Source organism: Phenylobacterium sp., from assembly GCF_041920015.1.
Lineage (GTDB): Bacteria > Pseudomonadota > Alphaproteobacteria > Caulobacterales > Caulobacteraceae > Phenylobacterium.
In genome coordinates this window covers 1-15,816 of record NZ_JAYRST010000073.1, presented here as the reverse complement: position 1 = coordinate 15,816, position 15,816 = coordinate 1, and the positions used below count along the sequence as shown (strand labels likewise).

The following is a 15,816-nucleotide window of genomic DNA, read 5'->3' as shown; positions in this document are numbered from 1 at the left end:
ATGGCTTCGTCGTGGACGCTGAAAGCCAGGACCCCGCGCGCCGAGACCAGGCTGTGGAGCTTGGCGAGCCAGGCATGGAACAGGCCTTCGGGCAGGTGAGAGAACATCGAGCCGGCCAGCACGATGTCGTGGCGCCCGGAATGGTCGAACCGGGCCGGGTCCTTGGCCGAATGCAGGCCGGTGACGCCGAAGGTCGACACCTGCCAGTCGATAGCGTCGTGATAGATGTCCGCCACGCTGATCTGCGAGACCGGCAGGCGCTGTTCCAGATAACGGGTCAGGCGCCCCCAGCCGGAGGCGAAGTCGAGCACCGGTCCGACCCGGTCGAACCCGCCGAACACGCCCTCGACGAGCTGGCGATAGGCCTCGCCCAGGCGGACGGTCGATTCCACGAACTTGAAGGCGGAGATGGAGGCGTCGAACTCGTAGTTCGGCAGGATCGCCTTGAAGAACATCTCGTCGCGGCCCGGCAGCGGCCGGGCGCGGAAGCGCTGCGGATCGAGGTCATGCAGGCGCAGGTAGTCGTCGATGAATCCCGAAACGACGGGCTCGACCCGATCGAACGACAGATCGGGCGCAGTTACGCTTTCGTCCACTGGCAGCAGTCTCCGGTCCGGCGCCTTGCGCAGCCGGACCGGGCTATAACACAGGCCCGTTGGGCTTAGTGCTGGCTTTCCGGCATCCGCACGACCAGGCCGTCGAGCTCGTCGCTGACCTTGATCTGGCAAGACAGGCGGCTGTTCGGCTCGACGTTCTCGGCGAAGTCGAGCATCGAGTCCTCCATGGCCGAGGTCGAGCCGGTCTTGCCCTGCCAGGCTTCGTCCACATAGACGTGGCAGGTCGCGCAGGCGCAGGCGCCGCCGCAGTCGGCGTCGATGCCCGGGATGTTGTTCTTCACCGCGCCTTCCATGACCGTCAGGCCATTCTTCACATCGACGACGTGTTCTGTGCCGTCATGCTCGATATAGGTGATCTTGGCCATTCACTCCCCTCCGTCGCCCTTCAGGCGGCGACCTCTTTCATGGAAACCGTCGGATCGGCAAGCTTGGCCGGATCGACCGGCTTGCGGTTGGCGATGAGCTGTTTGCCCATCATGAATTCGGGGGGCGAATTGATCGCCTCCACCGATTGCACCTGATCTCCCTTCAGGTGGAACACGGCGAACTTGCCGCTGGCCGGGTCCCCGCGCAGCAGCACGCGGTCGGCGTCGAACGGCAGTCCGGCGATCTGCAGCTTGATGTCGTACTGGTCGGACCAGTTCCACGGCACCTCGGGCGAGGGCGGGGCGCGGCCGGTGATCGCGCTGGCGGCCTGCTTGGCCTGCTCCAGGGCGCTGGGCACGCTCTCCGGGCCGAACATGCGGTCGTAATGCGGCATAGGGCGGTGGGTGACGTCGCCGACGGCGAAGACCGCCGGATCGGCGGTGCGGGCCTCCAGGTCGACCACGACGCCGCGGGCGCATTCCAGGCCGGCGTCGCGGGCGATCTCGTCGTTCGGGACCGCGCCGACGCCCATCAGCACCACGTCGCAGTCGATCACCCGGCCGTCGGCCAGGCGCACGCCGCTGACCTTGCCGTCATGGCCGACGAAGCCGGCCACACCCGCGCCCAGCACGAACTCGACCCCACGGGCCAGGTGATAGTCGCGGAAGAAGTTGGACAGCGGCTCGCAGGCGCTGCGGGCCAGGATGCGCGCCTCGCGCTCGATCACCACGGCGTCGGCGCCCAGGGCGCGGGCCGAGGCGGCGACCTCCAGCCCGATATAGCCGCCGCCGACGATGGCCAGGCGCTTGCCCGGGCCGAGGGCGGCCTTGATCGCCTCGGCGTCGGCGGCCGAGCGCAGGGTCAGGACCCCGGCCAGGTCCGCGCCCTCGATCGGCAGGCGGATCGGCCGCATGCCGGTAGCGATGATCAGGATGTCGTAGGCGACGGTGGAGCCGTCCGACAGGGTCACGGTCTTGTCCGACCGGGCCAGCTTCACGGCCTTCAGGTTCGGCCGGAAGTCGATGTTCTGCTCGGCGTAGAATTCCAGCGGCTTGAGCGCCAGGGAGTCGGCGTCCGCCTCGCCCTTCAGCCAGGCCTTGGACAGCGGCGGTCGCTGATAGGGCGGGATCGACTCCTCGCCGATCATCGTAATGGGGCCGGAATGGCCATACTGACGGAGCAGGGCCGCGGCCGTGCCGCCGGCATGGCCTGCTCCAAGGATCACCACATGCGCGTCCGATTGGCTCATATAAGCCCCATGCAGAAAAGTGACGGCGGCGTCAACTTTCCAAACGCAGTTCGGATCGCTCGCCCTCTCTAAAAGAGCGTCAGATGACGCGATCCACCAGCATCTTCTTGATCTCGCCGATCGCCTTGGCGGGATTCAGTCCCTTCGGGCAAACCTGGGCGCAGTTCATGATGGTGTGGCAGCGATAGAGCTTGAAGGGGTCTTCCAGCTCGTCCAAGCGCTCGCCGGTCGCCTCGTCGCGGCTGTCGATCAGCCAGCGATAGGCGTGCAGCAGGGCCGCCGGGCCCAGGTATTTCTCGCCGTTCCACCAGTAGCTGGGGCACGAGGTCGAGCAGCAGGCGCAGAGGATGCACTCGTAGAGGCCGTCCAGCTTCTCGCGGTCCTCCGGAGTCTGACGCCATTCCTTCTGCGGCTCGGGCGTGGTGGTGTGCAGCCACGGCTCGATCGAGGCGTATTGCGCATAGAACAGCGTCAGGTCGGGGATCAGGTCCTTGACCACCGGCATGTGCGGCAGCGGGCTGATCTGGCAGGCCGAGCCGGGAACCTCGTCGTGGCCATGGGTGCAGGCGAGCGTGTTGCGCCCGCCGATGTTCATGGCGCACGAACCGCAGACGCCTTCACGGCAGGAGCGGCGGAAGGCCAGCGTCGAGTCGACGTTGTTTTTGATGTGGATCAGGACGTCCAGGACCATCGGGCCGCAGGCGTCGATATCCACGTCGTAGGTGTCCCAGCGCGGGTTCTCAGTCCCTTCGGGATCATAGCGATAGATGCGGAACGTCTTGACGTTCTTGGCGCCGGCCGGGGCCGCAAAATGGCGGCCCTTCTGGACGCGGGAGTTCTTCGGCAGGGCGAGCTGGACCATCAGACGCTTTCCTTGCGCGCGGAGGCGTTGAACAGGGGGATCGAACGGGACATCGGGCCGCCTTAGTAGACCCGCGCCTTCGGCGGGATGTAGGCGATGTCGTTGGTCATGGTGTAGCTGTGCACCGGCCGGTCATCGAGACGCACCTTGCCGGTGGCGTCGTCGAACCAGGCGAGGGTGTGCTTCATCCACTGTTCGTCGTTGCGATCCGGATAGTCTTCATGCGCGTGGGCGCCGCGGCTTTCGGTGCGGTTGTGCGCGCCGACGACGGTGACGGTCGCCTGGCCGATCAGGTTGTCCAGCTCGAGGGTTTCGAGCAGGTCGGTGTTCCAGATCAGGCCGCGGTCGCTGACCTTGAGGTCCGGACGCTTGGCGTGGACGGCCTCCAGGCGCTTGACGCCCGAGGACAAGGCCTCGGTGGTGCGGAACACCGCGGCGTCCTCCTGCATGGCTTGCTGCATCTCCAGACGCAGGGCCGCGGTGGGCGTGCCGCCGTTGGCGTTGCGGAAGCGGTCGAAGCGGGCCAGGTGGCCGTCGGTCATCGCCGGCTTCAGCTCCGGCTGGGTCGCGCCGGCCTTGATGGTGTCGGCGCAGCGCAAGGCCGCCGAGCGGCCGAACACCACCAGGTCGATCAGCGAGTTGGAGCCCAGGCGGTTGGCGCCGTGCACCGACACGCAGGCCGCCTCGCCCACCGCCATCAGGCCCGGAACCACCTTGTCGGGGTTGTCGCCGTCGCGGGTCACGACTTCGGAGAAGAAGTTCGTGGGGATGCCGCCCATGTTGTAGTGCACGGTCGGCAGGACGGGGATCGGCTCCTTGGTCACGTCGACGCCGGCGAAGATCTTGGCGCTTTCCGAAATGCCCGGCAGGCGTTCGGCCAGCATCTTCGGATCGAGGTGATCGAGGTGCAGGAAGATGTGGTCCTTCTTCGGGCCCACGCCGCGGCCTTCGCGGATCTCGATGGTCATGGCGCGGCTGACCATGTCGCGCGGGGCCAGGTCCTTCACGGACGGCGCATAGCGCTCCATGAAGCGCTCGCCCTCGGAATTGGTCAGATAGCCGCCCTCGCCGCGGGCGCCTTCGGTGATCAGGCAGCCGGCGCCGTAGATGCCGGTCGGGTGGAACTGCACGAACTCCATGTCCTGCAGCGGCAGGCCGGCGCGCAGGGCCATGCCGCCGCCGTCGCCGGTGCAGGTATGGGCGCTGGTGGCCGAGAAGTAGGCGCGGCCGTAGCCGCCGGTGGCGAGAATGACCTGCTGGGCCTGGAAGCGATGCAGGGTGCCGTCGTCGAGCTTCCACGCCGTCACGCCGCGGCAGACGCCTTCGTCCATGATCAGGTCGAGGGCGAAGTACTCGATGAAGAACTCGGTGTCGTGCGCCAGGCTCTGGCCGTACATGGTGTGCAGCATGGCGTGGCCGGTGCGGTCGGCCGCCGCGCAGGTGCGCTGGATCGGGGCCTCGCCGAAGTTGCGGGTCATGCCGCCGAAGGCGCGCTGGTAGATCTTGCCCTCAGGCGTGCGCGAGAAGGGCACGCCCCAGTGTTCCAGCTCGTAGACCGCGGCCGGCGCGTTGCGGCACAGGTATTCGATCGCGTCCTGGTCGCCCAGCCAGTCCGACCCCTTGACGGTGTCGTACATGTGCCAGCGCCAGTCGTCCTGGCCCATATTGCCGAGGCTGGCCGAGATGCCGCCCTGGGCGGCGACGGTATGGGAGCGGGTCGGGAAGACCTTGGTGATGCAGGCCGTCTTCAGGCCGGCCTGGGCGCAGCCCAGCGCCGCGCGCAGGCCGGAGCCGCCGGCCCCGACCACCACCACGTCGAACTTGTGATCGATGAACTCGTAGCTCGCCATGGGATCAGACAGCGCCTCCCAGCGCGACCTTGAGAATGGAGAACACCGCCAGGGCGCCGAACAGCACGCAGGCGAAGAGGTTGAGCAGCAGCAGAGCCGCGCGGTTCAGGTTGTTTTCGATGTAGTCCTCGATGACCACGCGCAGGCCCGCGCTCATGTGCAGGTACGAGGTCACCACCAGCAGGACCAGCAGGGTCGGGTTCACCAGCGAGGACTGCAGCCAGGCGACCGCGCCGGCATAGTCGAGGCGCGCGAGCTGCAGGACGGCGAAGACGCCCCACAGCAGCAGCGGCACGAGCGCGGCGGCCGAGACACGCTCGGAAATCCAGTGGCCGACGCCATGCTTGGCGGCGCCGAGGCCGCGGGCGCGGCTAAGGGCGGTGCGGAAATCCGACATCAGAGCGCTCCGGTCATGGCGGCGATGATCCAGACGACCACGGTCGCGGCGATGGCGAAGGCGATGCAGACCATCGCGCCCATGCTGGCGGTCTGCACCTTGTAGCCGCGGCCAACGTCCCAGATCAGGTGCTGAACGCCCTTGGCCAGGTGGAAGAAGGCCGACAGGGTCAGGCCGAACATCACGATCTTGCCCGGGAACGAGCCGAGGATCGCCTTGAACGTCCCATAGGCCTCCGGCCCGGCCGCTAGGCACAGCGCCCACAGGGCCAGCAGCAGGCCGCCGCCATAGAGGGCGCAACCGCTGGCGCGGTGCATGATCGACGTGACCATGGTCACGTGCCAGCGCCATATCGTCGTGTGCGGCGAAAGCGGCCGTTCGCGGGGGGCGTAGGTCATGGACGTTCCAAGCTGGAAGAAGCGGCTCCGCTTTTAAGCCGCCGCCTTCGGGTGTCAACGAAGGCGCAGTCCGAGCCCAGTCTTTTGAGCTGCGACCTCCCCTTCGCCAGCGCCGAAGTTTCAGCGCTTTTTCCTGTGATGCAATGCGTCTTTCCCGTAATCATCCTTCGCGGGAGACGAAGGATGCGGTTCGACCTGACAGATCTGAGGCTGTTCTGCGAGGTGACGGACGCCGGTTCGATCACCCGCGGGGCCGAGCGCTGCGCCCTGGCGCTCGCCGCCGCCTCCACCCGCATCCGCAACATGGAGGAGGCGCTGGGCGCGCCGCTGCTGGAACGCTCGCGCCAGGGCGTGACCCCGACCCCAGCCGGCCGCACCCTGCTCAAGCACGCCCGCACCATCCTCTCCCAGACCGCACGGCTGCGCGAGGACCTGGGCGCCTATGCCGGGGGGCTCTCGGGCGAGGTGCGACTGCTGGCCAACACCAACGCCCTGACCGAATTCCTGCCCGAGGCCTTGAGCCGCTTCCTGGCCGAGCACCCGCACGTCAGCATCAATCTGGAGGAACGGCTCTCCGACGAGATCGTCGGGCTGGTGGCCGAAGGCGTGGGCGACATCGGCATCGTCGCCGGCACGGTCGACATGGGCAGCCTGCAGACCTTTCCCTTCCGCTCGGACCGCTTCGTGGTGGTGGCCGGCGCCATGAACCCGCTGGCCCAGCGCCAGGCCATGACCTTCGCCGACGTGCTCGACTACGACCTGGTGGGGCTCGACCGCGCCAGTTCGCTGCAACGCTTCCTCCTGGCCAAGGCCGGGCGGGAAGGAAAGCCCCTACGGCTGCGCGTGCAGCTCCGCAGCTTCGACGCCGTCTGCCGGCTGGTCGAGTGCGGCGTCGGTATCGGCATAGTGCCGGAGACCACCGCCCGCCGCGCCGCCCGCACCATGGCCCTGGCGGTCATCGACCTCACCGACGACTGGGCCCGGCGCGAACTGACCATCTGCGTGCGCAGCCTGGAGGGCCTGGCCCCCTACGCCCGCGAACTGGTCGACAGCCTGGGGGCCGGCAGGGCGCCTCTCTAGCCGTTCTCTTCCAGCCAGTCGGCCGAGCGCATCTCCTGCAGGCGCGAGGCGGTGCGCTCGAACTCGAAGGCGCCGTCGCCCTCGGGATAGAGGGCGGTGGGCTCGGCCTGCGCCAGGACGATCAGCTTGGCGCGGGCTTCGTAGAGCGCGTCGATCAGGATCACGAACCGCCGCGCCTCCTCGCGCCGCGCCGGGGTCAGCTTGAGCACGTCCTCCAGAAAGACCGTGTGGAACCGCTCGGCGATGGCCAGGTAGTCGTTCGGCCCTAGGGCCACGGCGCAGAGGCTGGCGAAGCTGGCGCGCACCTGGCCGCCCTGGGCGTGGGGCAGATGGATCTTGCGGCCCAGCACCTCCAGGGTCTCGCCGACCTCGTCCTCGCCGCCCAGCATGTCGCGCCACAGGGCCATGAAGCTGCGGGCGTTGTCGGGATCGTTGGGCGAGAACCAGGTTCCCGCCGCCCGCAAGCGGTCGAGCCGGTAGTCGTGCGGACCGGCCACGCTCACCACCTCGACCCGGCTTTTCAGCAGTTCAATGAACGGCAGGAAGAGCTGGCGGTTGATGCCGTCCTTGTAGAGCTGGTCGGGGGTGCGGTTGGACGTCGCGACCAAGGTCACGCCGCGCGCGAACAGCGCCTCGAACAACCGTCCCAGGATCATGGCGTCGGCGATATCGGTGACCTGGAATTCGTCGAAACAGAGCAGCCGGGCCTGGCCGGCGACCACGTCCGCCACCGGGGGGATCGGATCGTCGCCCTTGTGCTGGCCGAACCTGGTCTTGCGGGCGGCCGCGTCGCCCTTGCGCCAGGCGTCGATCAGCCGGTGAATCTCGCCCATGAAGACATGGAAATGGACGCGCCGCCTCTTCTCCACCGGCGCATTGGCGAAGAAGAGATCCATCAGCATGGACTTCCCGCGCCCGACCGGCCCGACCAGATAGACCCCGCGCTGGCTCTCCGGCTTCCTGAAGAAGGCCGTAAAGCCGCTCGGCTCGGCGGAGGCGAGGTCGCCCTCCAGCCGCACGAGGGCGGCCAGGGCGGCGGCCTGGGCCGGGTCTGGACGAATCTCGCCCTGCGCCAGGCGGGCGTCATAGGCGGCTTGCAAGGGCGACGGCATCGCCTCCGCCTAGCCTGGGCTGGCGCTGGCCTCAAGCAGAACGCGCGGGCGAGGGAACGCCGCGGCGCGCTCGCGGGTTGGTTCGGTCGTATCCTGCGTAATGGAGTCCGCCGCCATGGCCGCGAAAGACAGTCGCGTCGATCCGACCGCATCCCTCCGCTCCGAGCCCGACCTCACCCCCGCCGAACTGGACAGCCTGGAATTCGAGGTCGAGGGCGGACGCAAAGGCGCCGGCCGCCGCGCCGAACCCCATCCCGCCGACCGCGAGCACGGCGCCAAGACCCGTCGCCGCAGCAAGGACATCGTCAGCGGGCGCCCGTTCTCGGGCTAGCTTTTCAACCCCAGTTCCTGGCGCACGTATCGGTAGGTTTCGCGCTTCTCGCAGGCGCAGCCGCGCATCTTGCCGTCCTTGGTCCACCAGATCAGGGTCGGATAGGCGAAGTTGATCCCGTTGGCCTTCAGCAGGGGCTGGAGATCGTCGACCATCTTGCGGCCCGCCTCGACCACCGCGGTGCGGGCCATGTCGCCGTCGGCCGGGGCGATCCCCGCCGCGGTCCAGGCCTCGGCCGGCGTCGCTTCCCACCGTTGCAGCAGCGCCCAGGAGCGGTTCAGCCAGAGCTCGGCCACGGTGGCGCGTTCGGCTGCGGTCGACTTGGGCACGCCGTTATAGTCGCGCCGTGCGATCTCGATCACCCGGGTGTCGACCTCGGCGGCCTGCAGGAGCGGAAACTCCTCGGCCATGTAGCGCACGCAGTCCGGGCAGGTGCGGAACGAGACCATGTAGAGCTTCGGCCCGGTCTTGCCGGGCGAAACCCAGCCGGAAGTTTCGAGAATCCTGGCGATCTCGTCCTGGTGATGGGTGATGGTCTTGGGCCGCCAGCGCAGGTCGTAATTCCACCAGGCCCATCCGCCGCCGCCCGCCACGGCGGCGATCAGGATCAGGACCGCCCACAACTGGAACCGCTTCATCGAACCTCCGCCGTGCTTTGGCGGCAGAGTAGGGCCATCACTGCATGGTGGGAATGACGAAGGCCGAATCGGCGTGGGCGTCGCCCTCGGGCCAGCGGGCGGTGACCGTCTTGACCTTGGTCCAGAACCGCACGCCCTCCATGCCGTGCTGGTTCGCATCGCCGAAGGCGCTGCGCTTCCAGCCGCCGAAGGTGTGATAGGCGACCGGCACCGGGATCGGCACGTTGATCCCGACCATGCCGACATTGACCCGGGCGGCGAACTCGCGCGCGGCGCGGCCGTTACGGGTGAAGATGGCCACGCCGTTGCCGTACTGATGGCTGGACGGCAGGGCCAGGGCCTCCTCGAAGCTCTCGGCGCGGACGATCTGCAGCACCGGGCCGAAGATCTCCTCCTCATAGGTCTTCATGCCGGGCCGGACCTGGTCGAACAGGCTGGGGCCGATGAAGAAGCCCTGTTCATAGCCCTGCAGCGAGAAACCGCGGCCGTCGATCACCAGCTCGGCGCCCTCGTCGACCCCGACCTGGATGTAGTCGGCGATCTTCCGGCGATGGGCCGCGCTGACCACCGGGCCGTACTGGGCCGCCGCATCGGTCGAGACGCCGACCTTCAGGGTCTCCAGTTCGGCCTGGACGCGCTCGCGGATCGCATCGGCGGTTTTGGCGCCCACCGGCACGACCACCGGAAGCGCCATGCAACGCTCGCCCGCCGAGCCGTAGGCCGCGCCGACCAGGTCCTTGACCGTCTGATCGAGGTCGGCGTCGGGCATGACGATCCCGTGGTTCTTGGCGCCGCCCATGGCCTGGACGCGCTTCCCGTTCGCCGTCCCGGTCCGGTAGACGTAATGGGCGATGTCGGACGAGCCGACGAAGCTGACCGCCGCGATGGCCGGATGCTCCAGTATGGCGTCCACCGCCGCCTTGTCGCCATGCACCACGTTCAGCACGCCGGCCAGGTCCATGCCGAGGTTCGCACCCGCTTCCATGAACAGCTCGGCCAGCCGCACCGGGACGCTGGGGTCCTTTTCCGACGGCTTGAGGATGAAGGTGTTGCCCACTGCAATGGCGACCCCGAACATCCACATCGGGATCATGGCCGGAAAGTTGAACGGGGTGATCCCGGCGACCACGCCCAGCGGCTGGCGCATCGAATAGACGTCGATGCCGGGGCCGGCGCCTTCGGTGTATTCGCCTTTCAGGGCGTGCGGGATTCCGCAGGCGAACTCGATCACCTCCAGCCCGCGCTGCACGTCGCCGCGCGAGTCGGCGATCACCTTGCCGTGCTCGGACGACAGCAGGGCGGCCAGTTCGTCCATGTGCGCCTCGACCAGGCGCTTGAACTCGAACATCACCCGCGCCCGGCGCTGGGGATTGGTCGCCGCCCAGGCCGGCTGGGCCGCCAGCCCCGCCTGCACCGCGCCGTCCAGCTCGACGGGCGTGGCCAGGGCGACCTTCGCCTGCACCTCCCCAGTATTGGGGTCGAAGACCTCGCCGAAGCGGCCCGGAGCGCCAGCCTGGGCCTTGCCGGCGATGAAATGCTGAATGTCGCGCATGATCGCCTTTTTAGGCCCGCGCGGGCCGGGTGGGTAGTCCTGACGCCGGGGCAGGCGGCGCCGCGGCCAGCTTGCCCGCGAGGGGGCTGCCGTCGCATTCTGGCCGGCGATGACGACCCTCGCCCCTACCGCCGCCGACGCGCCTGCGAAGAGCGCCTATCACGATCACATCATCGACGTGTTGATCGCCGAGCGCGCGCCGCGGCTGTCGGGCGGGCCGCTTTGGCCGCTGGCGCGCCCGCCGCTCTATCGGATGCTCGACTACGGCAAGGCCCGCGCCATGGCCGACGCCATCGCGCCCCTGCCCGGTCGTGCGGCGCTGGACTATGTCTCCGATCTGCTGGCCGTGAAGGTTCAGGCGCGCGGGCTGGAGCATGTGCCGAGTTCGGGACGCGCCCTGCTGATCTGCAACCATCCGACCGGCATCGCCGACGGCGTGGCGGTCTATGACGCGATCCGCCCGCTGCGGCCGGATATCTGCTTCTACGCCAATTCCGACGCCCACCGCGTCGCGCCGCGCTTCGACGAGGTGCTGATCCCCGTCGAATGGGTGGAGGAGAAGCGCACTCGCGAGCGGACCCGCCTGACCCTGCAGCTCACCCGCCAGGCCATGGAGGAGGAGCGGCCGCTGATGATCTTCCCGGCCGGGCGCCTGGCCCGGCGGGGGCCGGACGGCGTGCTGTCCGATCCCGAATGGATGGCGACGGCGATCTCGCTGGCCCGCAAGTACGATGCGCCGGTGGTGCCGATGCACCTGGCCGGGCCCTGGTCGACTCTGTTCCACTTCTTCAACCGCTTCTCCCAGGAGTTGCGGGACATCACCCTGTTCCACGAGCTGCTCAACAAGCGCGGCCGCAGCTTCGCCCTGACCATCGGGCCGCCGATCGCGCCGGGCGCGCTGGACGCCGACGCCGCGGAGGCGACCTTGGCGCTCAAGGCCTATGTCGAGCGCGTGCTGCCAGGCGATCCGGGAAGGGCCTTTGCATGATCACCCCTGCCGAGGGCGAGTTCCGCCTGGACGACGAAGCGGCCACTGCCCGCCTGGGCGCGGCCATCGCCGCCGAATTGAAGCCGCACGAGGCGATCTGCCTGACCGGACCGCTGGGGGCGGGCAAATCGACCCTGGCCCGCGCCCTGGTCCGCGCCCTGACCACGCCCGGCGAGGACGTGCCGAGCCCGACCTTCACCCTCGTCCAGTTCTACGAGGGTCCGCGCCTGAAGGTCGCGCACTTCGATCTCTACCGCCTCTCCTCGTCCGACGAGGCCTATGAGATCGGCCTGGACGAGGCCCTGGAGGACGGGGCGACGGTGATCGAATGGCCCGAGCGGCTGGAGGGCCATCTGCCCGCCGATCGACTTGATGTAGAGATCGTGGTCGACGAATCGCCAGACGGCGGGGAAGCGCGCCGCGCCAGGCTGGTTCCCGCCGGCGCGTGGGAAGGACGTGGGCTTGAGTTCCGACCGTGAACGCCGCAAGGCGCAGTTCCTGGAGGCGCACGGCTACGGCCAGGCCCGTCGCGAGCCGCTGAGCGGCGACGCCTCCACCCGCGCCTACGAACGCCTGTACATGCCGGGCGGCGCCAGCCTGATCTTCATGGACCAGCCGCCCTCGGCCGAAACCGCGCCCTGCCCGCCGAACGCCACGGGCGAGGAACGCAAGGCGGCCGGCTACAACGCCCTGGCCCGCCTGGCCGCCGGCCGGGTGGAGGCCTTCGTGACGATCGCCGAGTGGCTGCGCGCCCAGGGGCTGTCGGCGCCGGCCATCCTCGCCCATGACGCTCCGAACGGCCTTGCGGTGCTGGAGGACCTGGGCGACGACCTGTTCGCGCGGCTGATCGAAGCCGGCCAGGACGAGGCGCCGCTCTATGACGACGCCATCGCGACGCTGGTCCTGCTGCATTCGGTGACGCCGCCTGCGCGGCTGGAGGCGCAAGGCCTGTCCTGGCCTCTGCTCAGCTATGACGACCTGGCCTTAAAGACCGCGGGCGACATCCTTCCCGAATGGCTGCCCCGGCTGCGTCCCGAACTCGACTTCACCGACCAGGCTTTGGCTGAGTGGGAAGCCGTCTGGGCCCCGATCCGCGCTCGCGGGGCGGAAGGCGCCACGGTGTTCTGCCATCGCGACTATCACGCCGAGAACCTGATCTGGCTTCCCGATCGCGCCGGCGCGGCGCGGGTCGGCCTGCTGGATTTCCAGGACGCGGTCGTCGCCCACCCGGCCTGGGACATGTCCATGCTGCTGCACGATGCAAGGCGCGACATCTCGCCGACGCTGGAAGCCCGGTGCCTGGACCGCTACTTCGCCTTGCGGCCCGGCCTGGACCCCGCGCAGTTCCTGGCCGACTACCATGCGCTCGGGGCGCTCAACATCGTGCGGATCATCGGCATCTTCGCCCGCCTGACGACCCGCGACGGCAAGCCGCGCTACGAAGCCTTCCTGCCGCGGTTGTGGGGCTATCTGGACCGCTGCCTGGCCGACCCGGCGCTTGGCGGCCTCAAGGCCTGGTTCGACCGCCACGTGCCGCCCGAGGCGCGGCGATGAGCGGCATCAAGACCGCCATGGTGTTGGCGGCGGGTCTCGGCACCCGCATGCGGCCGCTGACCGACACCACGCCGAAGGCGCTGGTCGCCGTCGCCGGCAAGCCGCTGATCGACCACGTGCTGGACCGGCTGGTCGCGGCCGGGATCGAGACCGCCGTGGTCAATGTCCATCACTTCGCCGACCAGATGGAAGCGCACTTGGCCGGGCGGAAGGACATCGAGATCCGCATCTCCGACGAGCGCGCCGCCCTGCTCGACTCCGGCGGCGGGATCAAGCATGCGCGCGCCCTGCTGGGCGACGATCCGATCATGGTCGCCAACATCGATTCCCTGTGGATCGAAGGCCAGACCCCGGCGCTGGAGAGCCTCGAGGCCGCCTGGAACCCCGAGCTGATGGACCTCTGCCTGCTGCTGGTCCGCCGCGGCCATGGCATCGGCTTCGAGGGGCCGCAGGGCTTCTTCCGCGACGACGCCGGTCGCCTGGTCCATTCGGCCAAGCCCGAACCGCCGACGCCCTACGCCAATGTCGGCTTCCAGATCCTCAAGCCGCAAATCCTCGACCGGGAGCCGGACGGCGCCTTCTCCATCGTGCCCGTCTGGTGGCGGCTCTCCGAACGGGGCCGCCTGTTCGGCGCGGTGATGGACGGCTTCTGGATGCACGTCGGCGACCCCGCAGCGCGGGAGGCGGCCGAGGCGAAGCTACGGTGAGCGGGCGCTCCCTAGATGCTCCCCCTCTGGGGGAGCTGTCGGCCACATGGCCGACTGAGGGGGACTTTGACCTCCAGCAAGCGGGGGTGAACCCCCTCCGTCTCGATGCTGCGCATCGATCCACCTCCCCCAAAAGGGGAGGATCTTGAGATCATGACCGACCTCTTCGCCCGGCCCGGCCCGCGGTGGTTCAGCATTCCGGCGCATCGGCCGTTCGTGCAGGACCTGGCTGCGGGAATCTATGAGGCCCTGGCGCCGCAGGGGCCGGATGCGCTGTCGCAGGCGATCATCCTCACGCCCACCCGGCGTGGCGCGCGCGCCCTGGCCGACGCCTTCATCGCGGCCGGCGGCGGCAGGGCGGTGTTGCCGCCGCAGATCCGGCCGCTGGGCGACCTGGACGAGGGCGAGCCGCCGTTCGAGCCCGGCGACCTGGCCGTCGATCTGCCCGCCGCCATCGGCCCCCTGCGCCGCCGCTTCGAGCTGGCCCGGCTGGTCAAGGCGCACGAGCGCGAACTCGGCCGCGAACTCGACGCCGCCGGCGCCCTCGAACTGGCCGAGGCGCTGGGGAGCTTCCTCGACAGCCTGCAGATCGAGGAGGTGTCGGGCGAAGGCCTGGCCGAGTTGGTGGGCGCCGACCTCGCCGAACACTGGCGCATCAGCCGCGAGTTCCTGGAGATGGCCCTGGTCGAGTGGCCCAGACGCCTGGCGGACCTTGGTTTCGTGGATGTTTCGCAGCGGCGCGTGGCTCTGCTGCGCAAGCTGGGCGAGGCCTGGAGCGAGCGCCCGCCGCAAGGCGTGCTGATCGCCGCCGGCTCGACCGGCACCGCGCCGGCCACCGCCGACCTTCTGGCCGTGATCGCCGCCGCCCCGCGCGGATGCGTGGTCCTGCCCGGCCTCGACGACAGCCTGGCCGAGCGCGCCTGGATCGAGGTCGGCGAGCAGCACCCGCAGGGCGCCATGCGCCGCCTGCTGCACCGCGCCGGCGTCGAGCGGCGGGACGTCATGGACTGGCCGGCGTCCTTCACCCTGGATTCGCGGGGGCGCTGGCGGCGGCGGATCATCAACGAGGCCCTGCGCCCGGCCGAACGCACCGCCGACTGGCTGTCGGTGATCGACAACCTGCGCCACGAGGGCCAGGCCGACGGCGTCGACGCCATCGCCGAGGGTCTGGCGGGCCTTTCGGTCATCAGCGCCCAGGCGGAGGAAGAAGCCGCCACCGTCGCGGCCTTGCTGCTGCGCGAAACCCTGGACCAACCGGATCGCACCGCCGCCCTGGTGGCCCCGGACCAGACCCTGGCCCGCCGCGTGGCGGCCAAGCTGGCCCGCTGGGGCGTGGCCGCCGACTCTTCGGCCGGGCTCTCGCTGTCGGGCTGTCCGAGCGGCGTGCTGGCGGGCCTCGTCACCCGCGCCACGGTCGATCCGCTCGACCCGGTCGTGCTGCTGGCGATCCTGAAGCATCCGCTGGTCCGGCTCGGCCTGCCGCCCGAGGACCTGGCCAGCGCCGCTGCGGACCTGGAACGCCACGGCCTGCGCGGGCCGCGGCCGGCGAGCTGGGAGGTGCTGGAACGGCGGCTGGCGGCCAAGTCGGCTGAGCCCACGCTAGGCCTTGCGCCGCGCCTGCGCGCCGCCCTCGCGGCCCTGGCCTTCGCCGATCAGGCCGAACCTCCGGCGGAGGCCGCCCGCCGCCTGGCTCAAACCCTGGAGACCCTGGCCGCCGACGAGCATGGCGACACCGGCGAGCTCTGGGCCGGGCACGGCGGCGAGGCGCTGGGGCGCCTGCTGGCCGGGCTGATGGAGGAATCGGACGGCCTGCCGCCCGTCACCCCCCGCGGCTTCGCCGAACTGGTGGCGGGGCTGATGTCGACCGAGAGCGTGCGCACCGGCGGGGCCACCCATCCGCGGCTGCGCATCCTGGGGGCCATCGAGGCGCGTCTGACGCGGGCCGACCGGCTGGTGGTCGCGGGGCTGGAGGAAGGGGTCTGGCCGCAGGGCGCGCCGCTCGATCCGTTCCTCTCGCGCCCGATGCGCGAGCGCCTGGGCCTGCCGCCGCCCGAGCGCCGCGTGGGCCTGGCCGCCCACGACTTCGCCCAGGCCGCCTGCGCCCCGGAAGTCGTC

Annotated in this window: 17 protein-coding genes; 7 read left to right on the top strand and 10 right to left on the bottom strand. The window is 69.6% G+C overall.

Annotation, left to right across the window (positions count from 1 at the left end):
- From ACE3TL_RS13515 to sdhC, 7 genes are all read right to left on the bottom strand, one after another.
- Nucleotides 1-596 (bottom strand): methyltransferase domain-containing protein (locus tag ACE3TL_RS13515; protein WP_374579203.1); only part of this gene is annotated, 596 nt, incomplete at its 3' end.
- 65 nt (nucleotides 597-661) lie between these two features.
- Entirely contained in the window at nucleotides 662-982 is a 321-nt protein-coding gene (locus ACE3TL_RS13510) for a 2Fe-2S iron-sulfur cluster-binding protein (RefSeq protein WP_374534294.1), read from the bottom strand.
- A 20-nt stretch (nucleotides 983-1,002) separates the two neighbouring features.
- Nucleotides 1,003-2,232, bottom strand: coding sequence for an NAD(P)/FAD-dependent oxidoreductase (locus tag ACE3TL_RS13505; protein WP_374579202.1), 1,230 nt, complete (start codon nucleotides 2,230-2,232; stop codon nucleotides 1,003-1,005).
- 79 nt (nucleotides 2,233-2,311) lie between these two features.
- Nucleotides 2,312-3,094, bottom strand: coding sequence for a succinate dehydrogenase iron-sulfur subunit (locus ACE3TL_RS13500; RefSeq protein ID WP_374579201.1), 783 nt, complete (start codon nucleotides 3,092-3,094; stop codon nucleotides 2,312-2,314).
- Nucleotides 3,095-3,156: 62 nt separating this feature from the next.
- Nucleotides 3,157-4,944 (bottom strand): succinate dehydrogenase flavoprotein subunit, encoded by a 1,788-nt coding sequence (sdhA, locus tag ACE3TL_RS13495; protein WP_374579200.1) that lies wholly within the window; start codon nucleotides 4,942-4,944, stop codon nucleotides 3,157-3,159.
- 4 nt (nucleotides 4,945-4,948) lie between these two features.
- Nucleotides 4,949-5,341, bottom strand: a complete 393-nt coding sequence (gene sdhD / locus ACE3TL_RS13490) for a succinate dehydrogenase, hydrophobic membrane anchor protein (RefSeq protein WP_374579199.1) — start codon at nucleotides 5,339-5,341, stop codon at nucleotides 4,949-4,951.
- Complete coding sequence (gene sdhC / locus ACE3TL_RS13485; protein WP_374579198.1) at nucleotides 5,341-5,739, bottom strand: succinate dehydrogenase, cytochrome b556 subunit; 399 nt, start codon at nucleotides 5,737-5,739, stop codon at nucleotides 5,341-5,343. The genes sdhD and sdhC overlap by 1 nt, the downstream gene beginning before the upstream one ends.
- A 183-nt stretch (nucleotides 5,740-5,922) precedes the next feature.
- On the opposite strand from sdhC, the gene ACE3TL_RS13480 reads away from it, so the two are divergent.
- Nucleotides 5,923-6,819 (top strand): LysR substrate-binding domain-containing protein, encoded by an 897-nt coding sequence (locus ACE3TL_RS13480; RefSeq protein ID WP_374579197.1) that lies wholly within the window; start codon nucleotides 5,923-5,925, stop codon nucleotides 6,817-6,819.
- On the opposite strand, the gene zapE is transcribed toward ACE3TL_RS13480, so the two are convergent.
- Complete coding sequence (gene zapE / locus ACE3TL_RS13475) at nucleotides 6,816-7,931, bottom strand: cell division protein ZapE (protein WP_374579196.1); 1,116 nt, start codon at nucleotides 7,929-7,931, stop codon at nucleotides 6,816-6,818. The genes ACE3TL_RS13480 and zapE overlap by 4 nt on opposite strands.
- Nucleotides 7,932-8,046: 115 nt before the next feature.
- On the opposite strand from zapE, the gene ACE3TL_RS13470 reads away from it, so the two are divergent.
- Nucleotides 8,047-8,262: a hypothetical protein gene (locus tag ACE3TL_RS13470; protein WP_374579195.1), complete on the top strand. Its 216-nt coding sequence runs from the start codon at nucleotides 8,047-8,049 to the stop codon at nucleotides 8,260-8,262.
- Here the strand turns inward: ACE3TL_RS13470 and ACE3TL_RS13465 are convergent.
- Both ACE3TL_RS13465 and ACE3TL_RS13460 read right to left on the bottom strand, forming a co-directional pair.
- On the bottom strand, nucleotides 8,259-8,900 hold the full coding sequence (locus ACE3TL_RS13465; RefSeq protein WP_374579194.1) for a hypothetical protein: 642 nt from the start codon (nucleotides 8,898-8,900) through the stop codon (nucleotides 8,259-8,261). The two genes, ACE3TL_RS13470 and ACE3TL_RS13465, sit on opposite strands and share 4 nt — an antisense overlap.
- A gap of 37 nt (nucleotides 8,901-8,937) precedes the next feature.
- Nucleotides 8,938-10,452 (bottom strand): CoA-acylating methylmalonate-semialdehyde dehydrogenase, encoded by a 1,515-nt coding sequence (locus tag ACE3TL_RS13460; RefSeq protein ID WP_374579193.1) that lies wholly within the window; start codon nucleotides 10,450-10,452, stop codon nucleotides 8,938-8,940.
- 109 nt (nucleotides 10,453-10,561) lie between these two features.
- Between ACE3TL_RS13460 and ACE3TL_RS13455 the strand changes: the two genes are divergently transcribed.
- From ACE3TL_RS13455 to addB, 5 genes are all read left to right on the top strand, one after another.
- The gene (locus tag ACE3TL_RS13455) at nucleotides 10,562-11,440 is read left to right on the top strand and encodes a GNAT family N-acetyltransferase (RefSeq protein WP_374579192.1); all 879 of its coding nucleotides are present in this window, start codon (nucleotides 10,562-10,564) and stop codon (nucleotides 11,438-11,440) included.
- Nucleotides 11,437-11,919 (top strand): tRNA (adenosine(37)-N6)-threonylcarbamoyltransferase complex ATPase subunit type 1 TsaE, encoded by a 483-nt coding sequence (gene tsaE, locus ACE3TL_RS13450; protein ID WP_374579191.1) that lies wholly within the window; start codon nucleotides 11,437-11,439, stop codon nucleotides 11,917-11,919. Before ACE3TL_RS13455 ends, tsaE begins: the two co-directional genes overlap by 4 nt.
- Nucleotides 11,897-12,994, top strand: coding sequence for an N-acetylmuramate/N-acetylglucosamine kinase AmgK (amgK, locus tag ACE3TL_RS13445; RefSeq protein WP_374579190.1), 1,098 nt, complete (start codon nucleotides 11,897-11,899; stop codon nucleotides 12,992-12,994). Before tsaE ends, amgK begins: the two co-directional genes overlap by 23 nt.
- Nucleotides 12,991-13,701 (top strand): nucleotidyltransferase family protein, encoded by a 711-nt coding sequence (locus ACE3TL_RS13440; protein WP_374579189.1) that lies wholly within the window; start codon nucleotides 12,991-12,993, stop codon nucleotides 13,699-13,701. Before amgK ends, ACE3TL_RS13440 begins: the two co-directional genes overlap by 4 nt.
- 153 nt (nucleotides 13,702-13,854) lie before the next feature.
- Nucleotides 13,855-15,816, top strand: a 1,962-nt coding sequence (gene addB / locus ACE3TL_RS13435) for a double-strand break repair protein AddB (RefSeq protein ID WP_374579188.1), incomplete at its 3' end; no start/stop codon positions are given.